Source organism: Chryseobacterium sp. 2VB (assembly GCF_005503635.1).
GTDB lineage: Bacteria > Bacteroidota > Bacteroidia > Flavobacteriales > Weeksellaceae > Chryseobacterium > Chryseobacterium cupriresistens.
Genome location: NZ_SCNC01000019.1, coordinates 39,905 through 56,338 on the forward strand (window position 1 = coordinate 39,905; position 16,434 = coordinate 56,338).

Here is a 16,434-nt window from a genome sequence, read left to right on the forward strand (position 1 = left end):
AATAATACACGATGAAATTAAGTTTAGCAATTGTTGCATTAGCTTTGGCAATTCCTTCTGCCGCTTATGCACAAGACTCAACAGCAGTTTCCAATGGAAAATATCCCAATACATTTTCCTCAGGATCTGCCAATGTTACACCATTTACCAACCAATCCAAGAGATTTAATGATTGGTCTGTTTCAGTAGGAGCAGGTGTTCCGCTTCTGCAGTCAGCAGATTTAACCTCTATCAAAAATGGTAATGGTAAAAACCTTTTTGGCTATTCAGCGTATGTAAGTATTGATAAAGCGATTACCCATGCTTTTGGGATCAATTTACAGTATGACAGAGGTGAAACCAGACAAGGATGGTTCAATACTAAAAATGCAGCACCGGATGCAACAGCAGTAGGAGCAAGAACTCAGTATGACGCGATCTCTATCTTAGGAGATATTAACTTCTCAAACCTGTTAAGAAGAGTTGACAACCATTCTCCTTACAGATGGGCACTTCACGGATATGCAGGTATCGGTACTATTGCGTACAGAGCATATCAGAAAGACGGAAGCAACAGACAGAGATTGATGACTGAAATCAAACCTTTCGAATTAGGTTCTATGTTCTTCCAAGCTGGTACAGGTCTGAAGTTCAAAGTGAACAGAAGAATCGATATTGAAGGTAGATTAATGTATGTAGTAACCGGTGATGATGAATTTGACGGTGGAGGTGATGCTTACAGCGCTATCAACAAGCGTTCTGAGCAGGTTTCAGACAACTTCTTTAATGCTACTTTAGGTCTTTCTTTCAAACTAGGTAAGCACGAGTCTCACGTAATGTGGCATGACCCGCTTCAGGAAATCTATTATAAACTTGATGTACTGGCTAACAAAAACCAGGATATTGAAGTATGTAAAAAAGGTGATGCTGATAACGACGGAGTATGCGACGATTGGGACAGACAGCTTGATACTCCTGCAGGGGCAAGAGTGGACGGTGCCGGAGTTGCACTTGATACTGACTTAGACGGTGTAATTGACCTTTACGATAAGTGTGTAACTGTTCCGGGACCTGTTGAAAACAACGGATGTCCAGTTGTTAAAGATAATAAGCAAACTGCTGTAGAAGTAGAGAAAACCCTTAAAGATATTTATTTCAACTTTAATAAAGCAACCATCAGACCTGAATCTAATGAGAAACTGGATCTGGCTGCTTCAATTATCAAAGAAAACGGAGGTAATTACCTGTTAACAGGACATACCGATATCAAAGGAAATGCAGCATACAACCTTAGATTGTCTAAAGAAAGAGCAGCAGCTGTAGTTGGAGCTCTGGAAAACAGAGGCATCAATGAAAATGTGCTGAAATCAAGAGGAGTAGGTTCTGCTGAAGCTACTATCCCTGCATCAGCTTCAGATGCTGAAAGAATGGCGGACAGAAAAGTTACTGTAAGATTTATAGAAAGTTCAGAATGGGATTCTATCAAAAAGAAAGACTATGAAGATGCTCCTGTAAAAAAAACAGTCAAAAAAGCTCCCGCTAAGAAAAAGAAGAAATAATTTCAAATACTTCATAAACCGAAAAGAATTGTTCTTTTCGGTTTATTTTTTTTCTACTACGAATTTTTTTACATACCTTTATCATTATTTTCAGGACAATTGTACAAACACATTAGTAATCAGTACGTTTGTTTTGAAAAAAATTAACACAATATCACTTTTTAGCGTAAAAAATCATTTAAAATAACTTAACTTAAAAAAATAACACTATGAAATTAAGTTTAGCAATTGTTGCATTAGCTTTGGCAATTCCTTCTGCCACGTATGCACAAGACTCAACGGCAGTTTCAAAAGGAGAATATCCTAATACATTTTCTTCGGGATCTGCTAATGTTTCCCCATTCACCAATCAATCTAAAAGATTTAACGATTGGTCTATTTCTGCCGGGGTGGGTGTTCCACTTCTCCAGTCTGCGGATTTAACCTCTATCAAAAATGGTAACGGTAAAAACCTTTTTGGCTATTCAGCGTATGTAAGTATTGATAAAGCGATTACCCATGCTTTTGGGATCAATTTACAGTATGACAGAGGTGAAACCAGACAAGGATGGTTCAATACTAAAAATTCAGCACCGGATGCAACAGCAGTAGGAGCAAGAACTCAGTATGACGCGATCTCTATCTTAGGAGATATTAACTTCTCAAACCTGTTAAGAAGAGTTGACAACCATTCTCCTTACAGATGGGCACTTCACGGATATGCTGGTATCGGTACTATTGCGTACAGAGCATATCAGAAAGATGGTAATAACAGACAGAGATTAATGACAGAAATCAAACCTTTCGAATTAGGCTCTATGTTCATGCAGGCTGGTACAGGTCTTAAATTCAAAGTGAACAGAAGAATCGATATTGAAGGTAGATTAATGTATGTAGTAACCGGAGATGATGAATTTGACGGTGGAGGTGATAAATACAGCGCTATCAACAAGCGTTCTGAGCAGGTTTCAGACAACTTCTTCAACGCTACTTTAGGTCTTTCTGTTAAACTTGGAAAACACGAATCTCACTTAATGTGGCATGATCCGCTTCAGGAAATCTATTATAAACTTGATGTACTGGCTAACAAAAACCAGGATATTGAAGTATGTAAAAAAGGTGATGCTGATAACGACGGAGTATGCGACGATTGGGACAGACAGCTTGATACTCCTGCAGGGGCAAGAGTGGACGGTGCCGGAGTTGCGCTTGATACTGACTTAGACGGTGTAATTGACCTTTACGATAAGTGTGTAACTGTTCCGGGACCTGTTGAAAATAACGGATGTCCTGTAGCTACAACAGGACCTGTAGTAGAAACAGAAACTAAATTGGAAGGAATTGAGTTTGACCTGAATTCTGACAGAATTTTACCTTCAAATACTCCAATTTTAAATAATGCAGTAAACTATATTAATTCTTCAAATGGTTCTTACAATGTAATCGGAGCTACAGATACAAGAGGTACTGATGCTTACAACCAGAAACTATCTGAAAGAAGAGCAAACAACGTTAAGAACTATCTGATCAAAAACGGTGTTCAGACAGGTAAACTACAGGCTATAGGAAAAGGTGAAAAAGACCTTAAATATCCTGAATGTGAACCGGCAACGAAGTGCCCTGAATGGAAAAACAGAGCCAACAGAAGAGTATACTTCGAAGCTAAATAATAAACATATTGATATATTATATGAAAGTCACGCCCTGCGTGACTTTTTTTGTCCTAATTCTTTCCTTATTTTTACAACATGATTTCTCCGCAGGATTTTCAAAAGCTAAAATATGATACTCTTAAGTATTTCTGGGGTTATACCGACTTCAGAGATTCTCAGGAAGAAATTATCAATGCTGTTATTAATGAAAAAGATACCCTGGTTCTCTTACCTACAGGAGCAGGAAAGTCTTTATGCTATCAACTACCAGCCTTACTGAAAGAAGGAACCTGCCTTGTTGTTTCTCCTTTGCTGGCATTGATGAAAGACCAGGTGAATCAGCTTAAAGCCCGCGGTATAGAAGCAGAATATCTTTCCTCCGAATTGGATGAATATGATGCTGAAACCATTTATGACCGCTGTAAAGAAGGGCTTACCAAGCTGCTCTATGTTTCTCCTGAAAGGCTTACCAATACTCAGTTTATTCAAAATATGGAAGAAATACAGCTCTCCTTCATTGCCGTTGATGAAGCGCACTGTATTTCAGAATGGGGACAGGATTTCAGGCCCAGCTATCAGAATATAAAAGGATTCAGAAGTAATAACCCTGAGATCCCATGTCTTGCACTGACTGCAACTGCAACTCCGAAAGTGCTGGAAGAAATTAAAAATAAACTGGAACTGAAAAATCCTTTTGTTTTTCAAAAGAGTTTTAAAAGAGAGAACATTAAAATTTTCACAGATGAAGTATCTGATAAATTTCAGCGTGTTTTTGATATTCTAAAATACAGCAATGATTCCGGAATTGTTTATGTAAGAACAAGAAGAGAAGCTGAACTGCTGGCAGAATTTCTAAAGAAAAATCAACTGAAAAATGTAGATTATTTTCATGCCGGCCTCACAACCAAAGAAAAGAATGCAAGACAGAATCTTTGGAATAACAGTGACAATCATGTCCTTATTTCTACCAATGCCTTTGGAATGGGTATTGACAAAGATAATGTCCGTTTTGTCATTCATTATTCTCCCGCTGCATCCCTTGAAAACTATTATCAGGAAATCGGAAGGGCCGGAAGAGATGGCAAAGACAGTTTTGCTTTCATGCTCTGGAACAAACAGGAAATATTGAATTTTGATCAGGTTTTAAAAAACCAGACTCCCAACAAAGCTGAGTTTTTGAAAATAGTTAGTTATCTCTACTCTATTTTTCAGGTAGCTGAATTTGAACTTCCGGAAAAGACATTTCAACTGAATCATCTCAGTATACAGAATTTTACAAAACTATCGAAGGCCAAGATCAACAATGTCCTCAATTTTCTGCACAACCAGGAAATTGTCTACTACAATGATAACAAGAGTCTGTCTTCGCTCGAACTTTTTATTAAAGCAGATGAGATTGACCAGTTGCCACAAAAAGATGGCCATTTCATAGAACTCCTTTTCCGTACCCTATCAGGAATTACTACGCATAAAGTCATGTTCAGCGAACAGCAGGTCAGCAACAAAATCAATATCAGTGTTCCTTTAATTAAGGAACGTCTGAAAGAGCTTCAGCAAAAGAATTACCTTGAATATATCGACGGAGCATTAGCCAGCATTAAATTCCTGAAACCCCGTGATGAAAGAGCTGTGAACAGCGCTTACTGGAAATTATTTGAACATATTCAGAGGAATAAAATCCAGAAATGGGAAGAGATGAAGTTTTACGTAGAAAATAACGACTACTGTAAAATGAAACTAATTCTTGCTTACTTTGGTGAAAAAAATTCAAAAAACTGTGGACAGTGCTCTGTCTGCGAAAAAAATAAGCAGTCTATCTTTGGGAAAAATATTTCCCAGCAGATCATTAATTTATTAGCTAAAAAATCGGCTACTATTGAAGAACTGTCTATCCAGCTCAGCTATCATTCCAAAGAAAATATACTGGAGAATCTGATTTTTCTTTTGGATTCAGGAAAGGTAAGAATGCTGAATTTCAGAACGTATGCGCTGAATCATGAGTAATGAGTAATATGCAATGAGCAATGAGCAATGATTGATAAATATTATGACCCTCAACCTGCCTAAATCTCAAAGCTCATACTCTAAAACTCTCCTACCTTCAAACCCTGATATTTTCCGACTCTCAGATCAAAAACTTATCTTTGCAGTATGAAATCATTGAAAGTCGTTTTTTTAGGAACTCCTGAGTTTGCAAAAACCTCTTTGGAGGCCATCCACCAATCCCACCATCAGGTAGTAGGTGTTGTAACTGTAGCTGATAAGGCAAGCGGACGCGGACAGAAAATTCACCAGTCACCGGTAAAAATCTATGCAGAAGAAAATAATATTCCTGTTTTTCAGCCAGAAAAGTTGAGAAACCCTGAATTCCTGGAAGAACTTAGGAAACTGGATGCTGATGTTTTTGTAGTGGTTGCCTTCAGAATGATGCCTAAAGTGCTTTTTGAGATGCCTAAAATGGGAACGTTCAATCTTCATGCTTCACTGCTTCCTGATTACAGAGGTGCTGCACCCATCAATTATGCTGTAATCAATGGAGAAGAAAAAACCGGAGCAACTACATTCTTTATTAATGAAAAAATTGACGAAGGAAATATTCTTCTTCAACAGGAAATGGAAATTTTACCGGATGAAAATGCCGGAAGCCTTCATGACCGACTCATGGAAATGGGCTCAGGCCTTGTGGTTAAGACATTGGACGGTCTTGCTGAAAATGCTATTGAAGAAAAACCTCAGCCCCATGTAGAACATCCTAAAAATGCTTATAAAATTTTCAAGGAAGATACGAGGATCAATTGGGAACAGCCTTCAAAAACCATTCATCAGTTTATTCTGGGAATGTCTCCTTATCCGGCAGCTTTCACTACTTTAAAGATTGACAACGAAGAAAAAGGACTAAAAATATTCGGGGGTAAGTTTGAACTTGTTGACCACGGAAAACCAGCCGGAACTCTTGATATTTCAAAAAATGAATTTAAAATTTACACTCAGGACGGGATCTACTACCCTCTTGAACTTCAACTGGAAGGTAAAAAAAGAATGATGGTAAAAGATTTTCTGAATGGCTTCCGAAACTTTGACGGAATTATATTAAGCTAAAATAGACTATTATCAAACATAGAAAAGTCCTGAAAGCATGTACCAATAAACTTTCGGGACTTTTTATTTTTCAGCCTCAGCTTTTACTGACAATTTTCTTTCGGATTCTGCTTATAAATTCCGGGGTTACTCCCAGATAGGCAGCAATCTGAATATTGGTAAGCCGGTTGGCTGTCTGTGGATAATCTTTTAAAAATTCAACATAACGTTCATCTGAAGGCTTGCTTAGATTATCAATAATTCTGCGCTGCAATGCGATAATTGATTTTTGAAATTTAAGTCTCATTAATCTTTCAATCTCCGGCATTTCGGCATACAGTTTTTCTTTCTCGTTTTTGGGAATAAGAAGAATTTCACTATCCTCAAGCGCCTGAATATTAAGTTTTGAGGGAATACGGTTTACAAAACTATCAATATCGGAGATCCACCAGTTTTCAATTCCAAAATACAATATCTGTTCGGCTGCATTATGATGGGTATGAAAAACTTTAAAACATCCGCTTACTACAAACCCTTCAAATTCGCAAATTTCACCTTCTTTTAAGAGGAATTCTTTTTTCTTGATTTTCCTTAAACTGAAAGCACTGCAGTATTTCTCCAGCTTTTCATCTGAAATTTCAATATAGCCCCGGATATGTTTTTTTAAAGATTCAGTCATGGTTAAAAAAATAAAAAAGGTTTAGAAAAATCCTAAACCTTATATTTTATATTACAAACAGTCATTTATTATGAAAAAATTCATTATTGACTGTTCATTTACTAGAGTTGTACCATCTCAGTAACCTCTACATCATATCCTCCAACCTGAGGTTTGATATTAGGGTTTTGAGTGATTACTTTAAACTTGTTGATTCCTAAATTCTTAAGGATCTGCGTTCCGATTCCATAATCTCTGTAGTTGTAGGCCAGTGTAGGATGCTGCTCCTGACCGTCCTGATAGTTCAGGAACTGCTGAAGTTTTCTCAATGTATTTTCAGAATTAGAAACATTGTTGATGAAAATAATAGCTCCTTTTCCAGCCTCATTAACCATATTGGTTACTTTTTCCAACAGGGGTTTCTCCCCATTATTTAATCTTGTCAATACATCGAAATAAGAATCTGAAGATTGTACTCTTACCAAAACAGGTTCATCTACTGTCCATGATCCTTTTGTCAATGCAAAGTGGATCTGGTCATTGGAAGTTTCTCTGAAAGCATAAAAATCAAAATCACCATAATGCGTTTTTACTTTTTTCTCTTCAAGTCTTTCTACAAGATTTCCTTTTTTAAGCTGATAATGGATCAGGTCTTCAATAGAAACGATCTTCATATCGTGTTTTTGGGCAAAAGCATGAAGTTCAGGCAGACGGGACATTGTACCATCTTCATTCATGATCTCGCAGATCACACCTCCTTCTTTCAATCCTGCTAAATTCGTAAGATCGATGGCCGCTTCAGTATGTCCGGCTCTTTTCAATACACCTCCTTTTCTTGCACGAAGCGGGAAAATGTGGCCAGGTCTCATAAAATCTGTAGGCTTGGATTTTTCATCCATCAATGCTAAAATTGTTTTTGCTCTGTCACTTGCAGAAATTCCGGTAGATGTTCCGTTACCCAGAAGGTCAACCGATACGGTGAAAGCAGTCTCCTTAGGATCGCTGCTTCTGCTTACCATCACTTCAAGTCCAAGCTCATCACATCTTTTTTCAGGAAGCGGCATACAGATCAGCCCTCTTCCGTGAAGAGCCATAAAATTGATAATTTCCGGCGTTGTCAGTTCTGCCGCGCAAAGAAAATCACCTTCATTTTCTCTGTCTTCATCATCTACTACTATGATTATTTTACCATTTCTAAGGTCTTCGATAGCCTCCGGAATAGTATTTAATTTAATATCTGACATTTTACTTTTTATTTGTGCAAAGATACTCATAAAAATAAGCATCTGCCAATTAATTATGAATGGTTTATTACGCTTTGGATAAAGAGTCTGCAGCCGCTCTGAAAATCTCGTAAGATCTCAATCTTTTCTGATGGTCGTAGATATGTGAATTGATCATCAGCTCATCTACCTGGAACCTTTCCTGGAAATCTTTAAGTTTTTCCTGAATTTCGGCCTGATCTCCGATAAAAGTATATCTCAGTTTCTGTAAAACCATAGATTTTTCCATTGGCGACCAGATTTCATCCATATCATCCACGGGTGGAGCAAAAGGTTTTCTGTCGTTTCTTACAATATTGATGAATGCCTGGAATAAAGTAGTGGAAATTTTATGAGCTTCCTCAGAAGTTTCAGCCGCTACCCCATTAACACAGGCAATGATATAAGGTTTATCCAGATATTTTGACGGTTCAAAATGTTCTCTGTATATTTTAAAAGCCATTTCCATCTGCTCAGGTGCAAAATGTCCCGCAAATGCATAAGGCAGCCCTAGTTCTGCAGCCAGCCATGCACTGTCTGTACTTGACCCCAGAATATATAGTGGAATATCCAATCCTTCTCCGGGAATTGCACGCACCATCGCTTCTGAATTTTCTTTGGAGAAATACCTTTGAAGTTCGAGAATCTGTCTTGGAAACTGTTCATTGATGATGGCTGGATTTCTTCCTAAAGCCTGCGCCGTTAAGCCATCTGTTCCCGGAGCTCTTCCTAACCCAAGATCAATTCTTCCGGGAAACAGAGATTCCAGTGTTCCGAACTGTTCTGCAATGATCAGAGAACTGTGGTTAGGAAGCATAATTCCACCTGAACCTACTCTGATTGTTTTCGTTCCATTGGCAATGAAACCAATTAAAACAGAGGTTGCTGAACTGGCAATACTTTCCATGTTGTGGTGTTCCGCCAGCCAGAATCTTTTATAATTTAAATTTTCAGCGTGATTAGCTAGTGATAAGCTGTCCTGAAAAGTATCATGAATGCTTTTACCTTGCTTTACCGGTGCAAGATCTAAAACAGAAATTTCAAAATTTTTCATGTTATGATGTTAATTTTTCTTTAATCTGAAAAACAAGGCAAATTTAAAACATAAAAACTGCATTAGTTACTTTTTGTAATTAATAAAAACAATTGATCAGTTCAGGGAAAAACTATTGGAATAAAATTTTTGTTTACATCGTTTTGTCTATATGATTTTAAAATTAAATAATCATATTAAAAAGATTATTTTAACGAAAATAATTCAACAAAATGAGATATATTTATTATATTCGTATACCAAATTTTAAAAACTTTAATATGAACAAAAAAAAACAAACAGCCTGTTTTTTAAGCAGATGCTGACAGGAAAAACTGTCTTTATGAGTTTTCTTATTACTGCCACATTTTCATCATGTAGTAAAAACAATGAGGAAATTACTTCTGAAGCCCAAACCAATGCCCTCAATACTGATCTCGTCAAAAAAGGACAATTGAATGGCCAGGAAATTACCTATGAAAGAAAAAACGGAATGAATTTTTTCCAGGGAGATATTGTTCTTACCGATAAACAATTATCAGAAGGTAATGAAGTTAATAAAGGCGGTGCCAGTTATTCAAGATGGCCTAATGGTAAAATTTATTATACTATTGCCAGCAATATGGGTTCCATCAATGTTAATAAAATCAATTCTGCCATCAGCGAGTACAATAATAAAACGAATACACAGTGGATCTACCGTACCAACCAGACTAATTATGTTGAATTTATTTTCGGAAGCTCATCAGGATCTGATGGCTGGGCTCACATCGGGTATCAGGGTGGGAAACAAACCATTTCTTTGGATCAGTATATTTCTGTAGGATCAGTTATTCATGAAATGGGGCACACGGTAGGACTTTATCATGAACATACGCGTAAAGACAGAGATCAATACGTAAAAATCCTGTGGAACAATATTCAAAGCGGACAGTCTTATAATTTCAATATCTATAATTCCGGAACAGATATAGGTCCGTTTAATATTAATTCGGTGATGATGTACTGGCCGACCTCATATTCCAGAAACGGGCTGCCTACGATTACCAGAGCTGACAACAGCAATTTTACTTATACCAGAACCGGATTTACGACCGGAGATATCAATACCATCAATGCGATGTATCCTTAAATTTTTAAGAATCGTCTCTCCATAAAAAAAAGAACTCCTACGAGTTCTTTTCTTTTTTATAATTATAGTGGTTAATTAAAATCCTGATTTCGTTAAATTCAAAATGGCTTGGCAGTGCATTCTTCCACTCGGTTAAAGTTTCATGTGGATTTTTATAGAATTCATCTTCAAAAGCTTTGATTTTATCCGAAGTAATAACTCGGGAAATATCCAGCAATCCCTGTTCGGCAAATTTGGCAAGATGCCCAATAACAGTTTCTTTCACCAGCCCTCTTTCCAAGGCAATTTCTCCGATCGTTTTTCCTTGCTCAAACAACTGGAAGGTTAAAACCTGAGAAGGAACTTTAGCAATTTTCAGATTGATTTCCTTATCATTCTTTTCATCTAAAAGTTTCGTTTCAAGCAGGTGAATATCTCTCAGGCTGTTCAGATATTCTTCAATGTCTTCCAGCCAGCTTTTAAATTCTTCGTTGTATTGCTTCAATCCTTTTGCACCTTTTATCTCAGCATAGAATTCTTTCAAAGGATCGAATATTTTATTTCTGGTTTCTGTAAAAAAGAAATTAACCGCACCTTTTGATTTGCTTTCAATTTCGGACCATTCTTCTTTCTGTTCAATAAAATTATTGACTTTCTGGAAAATGATTCGTTCTAATTTTTCAAAAATTTTCCCCAGGTTGACCGCTTCATGTTTCAACTGAAGATAAAGCTGTTTGGTTTTAACGTGGTCTATATTTTTGGTGACAATGGAAAGGTTATTCCACTCCTCCACTTCTTTCAAAAACCATGTACAGTCTAACGTTCGCAATACTTTTCTGATGCTGTAATCATATTTTTCCTGATTCAGGATCGCCTCCACATGATCATTGGCAATAGTATCGGTGTGGAAATGAAGAATCCTGTTATCCTTGAAAATAACTTCGGGAGTAATTTTTGATTTTAAAACAATGCCCTCCAGAGTTCTGCAGCGGGATAAAGCCACATACACCTGACCGGCAGTAAAACTTTTCCCGGCATCAATAATGACTTTATCAAACGTTAATCCCTGGCTTTTGTGAATCGTAACCGCCCATGCTAATTTGATAGGAAACTGTTCAAAACTTCCCAACACTTCCTCTTTGATATTTTTATCCGTATCAAGGAAATATTTTTTCTGTTCCCAGGTTTCCCTTTTTACCACAATTTCTCTTTCACTTTCATCCAGAACAACACGGATTTCATTCTCATCCAACCCGATAATCTCACCCAGTTTTCCGTTAAAATATTTCTTTTCTCCGGAAATATCATTTCGGATAAACATGATCTGCGCTCCAATTTTCAGTTCTAAAAACTGGTCATTTGGAAATTGATTTTCTTTAAAGTCTCCTACCAGTTTAGCTTCATAAATCTGAGGATCTACTTTAATTTCTGCCAGTTTTTCCTGATTGATCTCGTCTGCCATTTTGTTGTGAGAACACAGATATACATAAGATTCTTTTCCCATATCAAAGTCAGGATCATACCTTTCATTGAGATGATCAAAATCTATATTATCCACATCGCCGTCACGGATGGCATTCAGAATTTCCAGAAAATCTTCATCAGATTGTCTGTATACTTTTGTAAGCTCAATGGTGACGATTGGAATTTCCTTAATGGCATGGCTGTCAAAAAAGAAAGGTGAGTTGTAATACATTTTAAGGATATGCTCATCCCTTACCACCGGAGGAAGTTGATACAAATCTCCGATAAAGAGCATCTGTACCCCTCCGAATCTCTGATTATTCCTTCTGATGAATCTCAAAGAAAAATCCATCATATCCAGAACATCAGCCCTCAGCATCGAAACCTCATCGATAATGATGATCTCAACCTCTCTCAGAAGTTTGAGTTTATCTTTACGGTATTTGAAATGAGGCATCAGATCGGCAATATTATTGGCCAAACTGGTATCTATCCTTTCTGTAGTAGGAAGAAAGGTTCTCAACGGCAGCCCAAACATGGAATGGATGGTTACTCCTCCTGCATTAATGGCAGCAATTCCCGTGGGAGCCACTACAATATGCTTTTTCTTGGTACGCCTTACAAAATCATTAAGAAATGTTGTCTTTCCTGTTCCGGCTTTCCCCGTTAAAAAAACACTTCTGTTCGTATATTCTATTAAGTCAAAAAAATGATTATTCATCTTCGTCAAAAATACGGAAATGAATTTGAATTTCTTACCTTGGCATAAGTTTTGAAAATTCTTAAAAAGAAAAAAGTTTATTGTGAAAAAATTATTCTTTCATATCCCGGCAATAGTATTGTGTACTACATTAACTTTAGTTTCGTGTAATACATCAAAGAATGCCAATACCAATCTTCCTGTTGATATTGCAGACAGACCTGCTGACGAAGACAGTCAGAAATATGAACAGGCACAGCTGGACAGATTAAAAGCTTCTATTGAATCTGAAGTATCAGGAGAAAAATGTACGGATGCCAACGACTGGGCGTTTGCTCCTATGGGATCAAAAGCCTGCGGCGGACCTCAGCAATACATTGCCTATCCTAAGAAAAAAGAAGAAGCTTTCTTACAAAGAGTGAATGAGTATACGGATAAAGTGAAAGCTTTTAATGAAAAGTATAATATTACGTCTGACTGTATGATGATCGAGCCACCTACATCACTCAAATGTATCAATGGTAAGATCAGACTTATCACACCGGACAATAATTAACAATAAAGCAAAGGTTCTATATCAAATCGAAAAAGCTCTGTTTCAGAACAGAGCTTTTATATTTATTTTTAAATAGATCAATCGTGAATTTTGCTTCGCAAGTGAATGGTGAATTTTTGATGCCAAAAATAATTGACAAGCGCAGCGAATTGAGTATTCACTATTCACCTGACATCCTAAAATTGATGATCCTTCACATTCTCCTTATACCATGATGAATATTTCACATAGTTATCTGCAATTCTGTTCACTTCTCCTTCCAGCAACTGGGCATTGATATCTTTGATTTTTCTTGCAGGAACTCCTCCCCAGACTTCTCCGGATTTAATATGTGTTCCCTGAGTCACTACAGAACCTGCTCCTACAATGGAGTTTTCTTCTACAAGGCAATCATCCATCACAATAGCTCCCATTCCGATCAATACATTATCTTTAATGGTACATCCATGAACAATCGCGTTATGTCCGATGGAAACATTGTTCCCGATATTCAAAGGATATTTCTGATAGGTACAGTGCAGCATTGCATTATCCTGAACATTCACCTTGTCTCCCATTTTGATGTAATGAACATCTCCTCTGATTACTGCATTATACCAGACACTACAGTCTTTTCCCATTGTGACATCGCCAATAATAGTTGCCGTTTCTGCTAAAAAAGTATTCTCTCCGATCTGTGGTGCTTTTCCTAAAAGCTGTTTTATTAGTGCCATAATATTAATTTGAAAATGTGAAAATGTGCCCAATTGGGAATTAAAATATACTATCATTTCTGATATCTAACTTCTAAATTACAGTGATAGCAAAAATCTAACTCTCAATTTTCAGCTTCTAACTTCTAATGCGTATTTTTGTATCTCAAATTTAACGAAAAAATGCGTACCGTACTTATAGAACCAACTGAAAACCCAAAAGTGATGAAATTTGTAGCAGATTACAATCTTATCCCCGGGTCTTTGGAACTGGACAGAAATTCAGATATTTCAGAAATTCCTCTGGCACAGGAACTTTTCAATTATCCGTTTGTGGAAAGAGTTTTCATTACCGCTAATTTTGTAGCTGTGGCAAAACAGGATACCATAGAATGGGAACATGTTGCTGAAAGTCTGAAAAATGTGATTGAAGATGAATTACTGGCCAACCCTAGAATTTATCTTCAGAAGAAAAAAGAAATGTATCAGATCTATGCTGAAATGACTCCGAATCCCAACGTAATGAAGTTTGTTTCAAGCAAACTGCTGATGGATGGTTTCGTGGAAGTAAAATCGAAAGAAGCGGCTGAAGAAGTTCCTTTGGCACAGGCTATCTTTAAAGAGTTTGATTTTGCAACGGAAGTTTTCATTTCGGACAACTTTGTAGCTGTTACGAGAGATAATTCTGTAGAATGGCACCAGGTGATGATGACTGTTCGTGCACTTATTGCCGAATATCTTCAGAACGGAGGTGAAATTTCAAAAATCGAACCTCAGAAACACGAAAATCCTGTAGAGAAAATTATCAACAGAGATTATACAGAGGATGAGCAGAAAATTTCTGACATTTTAAATGAATACGTAGCTCCTGCCGTAGAAAATGATGGTGGAAAAATTTCTCTGATGGAATACGATCAGGAAAATAAAACAGCAAAAATGCTTTTACAGGGTGCATGCTCCGGCTGCCCAAGCTCTACTGCTACTTTGAAAAACGGAATTGAAAATATCTTAAAACAATTCGTTCCGGACTTAGTAGAAAGAGTGGAAGCTGTAAACGGATAAAACTGCCGAAATGCCTCCCGGAAATAAAATTGTCGTGATTATTGGAAGTGCTTCGGCAAATTCCAGCAATCAGAAACTGATGGAACAGGTGTTGAAAAAGACAGACAACACAGATTTTCAGCTATATGCTGACCTTTCTGTTCTTCCGCATTTTGATACTGCATTAACTGATGATGATACTCCGGAAGAAGTTCTGAAAATCAGAGAAGCCATAAACAATTCAGCAGGGGTGATATTTTCTACACCGGAATATATTTTCAGTATCCCTGGGAGATTAAAAAATCTGTTGGAATGGTGTGTTTCCACAACGGTATTTTCGGAAAAACCTGTTGCTGTGATCACGGCTTCTGCCAGCGGAGAAAAAGGACACGAAGAATTGTTAATGATCTTAAAAACTCTTGGAGCTATAACAGATGATAAACATCAGGTATTAATAAAAGGGATAAAAGGCAAATTTGAAAGCAATGGCTTACTGGAAAGTAATACCTTTGCCAAAGTATCAAAATTAGTAACAGATTTTACAAGTTCTGTTTCATAATTAAAATTTAGAATATTGAATAAGAAAGGAATTTTACTAGTCAACCTCGGATCACCGAGATCAACTTCTGTAAACGACGTAAAGGAATATCTTGATGAATTTCTGATGGATGAAAGGGTGATTGATTACCGTTGGATCTTTCGTGCACTGCTTGTACAGGGAATCATTCTGAAAACAAGACCTGCAAAATCTGCTGAAGCGTATAAAACAGTCTGGACAGATAAAGGTTCTCCACTGATTGTCATTACTGAACAGATTCAGAAAAAGCTTCAGAAAGTAGTAGACGTTCCTGTGGAAATCGGAATGAGATATGCACAACCAAGCATTGAAACTGGAATTCAGAAACTGGTTGATCAGGGAATCACTGAAATTGTTCTTTTTCCTTTATATCCGCAATATGCGATGAGTACAACGGAAACGGTCATTGAGAAGGCCGAGGAGGTAAGAAAAAAGAAGTTTCCCGGTATAAAAATTAATTATATTCAGCCTTTCTATAACAGAGATATTTATATCAATTGTCTTGCAGAAAGTATTAAAGAGAAGCTTCCTGAAAATTTCGATGCATTGCAGTTTTCTTACCATGGTGTTCCGGAAAGACATATTTATAAAACAGATCCTACAAAGACCTGTAACCTTAATGACTGTTGTTCCAGAGATGATAATCCAAGTCATCAGTTCTGCTACCGTCACCAATGTTATAAAACAACGCAACTTGTTATTGATAAACTGAATTTACCTAAAGAAAAAACGATTGTTTCTTTCCAGTCAAGATTAGGAAAAGATAAATGGATTGAGCCATATACCGACGAGACATTGGAAACAATTGGTAAAAAAGGGATCAAAAACCTAGCAATTGTATGTCCGGCTTTCGTTTCTGACTGCCTTGAGACCCTGGAAGAAATTTCTGTGGAAGGGAAAGAACAGTTCATGCACGGCGGTGGTGAAAATTTCCATTATATCCCGTGTCTGAATGATGAAGACCGATGGATTGAAGTGGTAAAAACACTTTGTGAAGAAAAACTGAATGATTTCTATTTGGTATAATTTTTTTACTCAAAATATACAAAAGGCCGCAAGAATTAACTTGCGGCCTTTTCATTGAATATATTAA

The 16,434-nt window shown here is 37.0% G+C and carries 14 protein-coding genes; 9 read left to right on the forward strand and 5 right to left on the reverse strand.

Annotated elements, in window-relative coordinates:
* Nucleotides 1–11: 11 nt before the first annotated feature.
* The 4 genes from FFS26_RS16490 (at nt 12) to fmt (ending at nt 6,268) form a co-directional block, all read left to right on the forward strand.
* Nucleotides 12–1,538 (forward strand): OmpA family protein, encoded by a 1,527-nt coding sequence (locus tag FFS26_RS16490; protein WP_110008045.1) that lies wholly within the window; start codon nt 12–14, stop codon nt 1,536–1,538.
* Nucleotides 1,539–1,747: 209 nt separating this feature from the next.
* A complete protein-coding gene (locus tag FFS26_RS16495) occupies nt 1,748–3,187 on the forward strand; it encodes an OmpA family protein (RefSeq protein WP_110008046.1) in 1,440 nt (479 codons plus the stop codon).
* Nucleotides 3,188–3,265: 78 nt separating this feature from the next.
* Nucleotides 3,266–5,173, forward strand: coding sequence for an ATP-dependent DNA helicase RecQ (locus tag FFS26_RS16500; RefSeq protein ID WP_137905589.1), 1,908 nt, complete (start codon nt 3,266–3,268; stop codon nt 5,171–5,173).
* 147 nt (nt 5,174–5,320) lie between these two features.
* Nucleotides 5,321–6,268, forward strand: coding sequence for a methionyl-tRNA formyltransferase (fmt, locus tag FFS26_RS16505; RefSeq protein ID WP_137905590.1), 948 nt, complete (start codon nt 5,321–5,323; stop codon nt 6,266–6,268).
* 76 nt (nt 6,269–6,344) lie between these two features.
* Here the strand turns inward: fmt and FFS26_RS16510 are convergent, their stop codons facing one another.
* The 3 genes from FFS26_RS16510 to FFS26_RS16520 all read right to left on the reverse strand — a co-directional run bounded on the left by FFS26_RS16510 (nt 6,345) and on the right by FFS26_RS16520 (nt 9,221).
* Nucleotides 6,345–6,926, reverse strand: a complete 582-nt coding sequence (locus tag FFS26_RS16510) for a Crp/Fnr family transcriptional regulator (protein ID WP_137905591.1) — start codon at nt 6,924–6,926, stop codon at nt 6,345–6,347.
* A 101-nt stretch (nt 6,927–7,027) separates the two neighbouring features.
* Nucleotides 7,028–8,149: a 3,4-dihydroxy-2-butanone-4-phosphate synthase gene (gene ribB, locus FFS26_RS16515; RefSeq protein WP_137905592.1), complete on the reverse strand. Its 1,122-nt coding sequence runs from the start codon at nt 8,147–8,149 to the stop codon at nt 7,028–7,030.
* A gap of 67 nt (nt 8,150–8,216) precedes the next feature.
* Nucleotides 8,217–9,221, reverse strand: coding sequence for an LLM class flavin-dependent oxidoreductase (locus FFS26_RS16520; protein WP_137905593.1), 1,005 nt, complete (start codon nt 9,219–9,221; stop codon nt 8,217–8,219).
* A gap of 322 nt (nt 9,222–9,543) precedes the next feature.
* On the opposite strand from FFS26_RS16520, the gene FFS26_RS16525 reads away from it, so the two are divergent.
* A complete protein-coding gene (locus FFS26_RS16525; RefSeq protein WP_171006335.1) occupies nt 9,544–10,332 on the forward strand; it encodes a M12 family metallopeptidase in 789 nt (262 codons plus the stop codon).
* A 37-nt stretch (nt 10,333–10,369) separates the two neighbouring features.
* Here FFS26_RS16525 and FFS26_RS16530 read toward each other — a convergent pair whose 3' ends face one another.
* Nucleotides 10,370–12,496 (reverse strand): helix-turn-helix domain-containing protein, encoded by a 2,127-nt coding sequence (locus FFS26_RS16530; protein ID WP_110008052.1) that lies wholly within the window; start codon nt 12,494–12,496, stop codon nt 10,370–10,372.
* 82 nt (nt 12,497–12,578) lie between these two features.
* Here FFS26_RS16530 and FFS26_RS16535 point away from each other — a divergent pair, with 82 nt between their 5' ends.
* A complete protein-coding gene (locus FFS26_RS16535; RefSeq protein ID WP_137905595.1) occupies nt 12,579–13,031 on the forward strand; it encodes a hypothetical protein in 453 nt (150 codons plus the stop codon).
* A 176-nt stretch (nt 13,032–13,207) separates the two neighbouring features.
* On the opposite strand, the gene FFS26_RS16540 is transcribed toward FFS26_RS16535, so the two are convergent.
* Nucleotides 13,208–13,744 (reverse strand): gamma carbonic anhydrase family protein, encoded by a 537-nt coding sequence (locus FFS26_RS16540; RefSeq protein WP_034694954.1) that lies wholly within the window; start codon nt 13,742–13,744, stop codon nt 13,208–13,210.
* A 162-nt stretch (nt 13,745–13,906) separates the two neighbouring features.
* Here FFS26_RS16540 and FFS26_RS16545 point away from each other — a divergent pair, with 162 nt between their 5' ends.
* From FFS26_RS16545 to hemH, 3 genes are read left to right on the forward strand one after another with little or no spacing between them, the layout of a single operon-like run.
* Nucleotides 13,907–14,785 (forward strand): NifU family protein, encoded by an 879-nt coding sequence (locus FFS26_RS16545; RefSeq protein WP_062676215.1) that lies wholly within the window; start codon nt 13,907–13,909, stop codon nt 14,783–14,785.
* A gap of 10 nt (nt 14,786–14,795) precedes the next feature.
* Complete coding sequence (locus FFS26_RS16550) at nt 14,796–15,323, forward strand: NADPH-dependent FMN reductase (RefSeq protein ID WP_137905596.1); 528 nt, start codon at nt 14,796–14,798, stop codon at nt 15,321–15,323.
* 15 nt (nt 15,324–15,338) lie between these two features.
* A complete protein-coding gene (hemH, locus tag FFS26_RS16555) occupies nt 15,339–16,367 on the forward strand; it encodes a ferrochelatase (RefSeq protein ID WP_047434959.1) in 1,029 nt (342 codons plus the stop codon).
* The last annotated feature ends 67 nt before the right edge of the window (nt 16,368–16,434 follow it).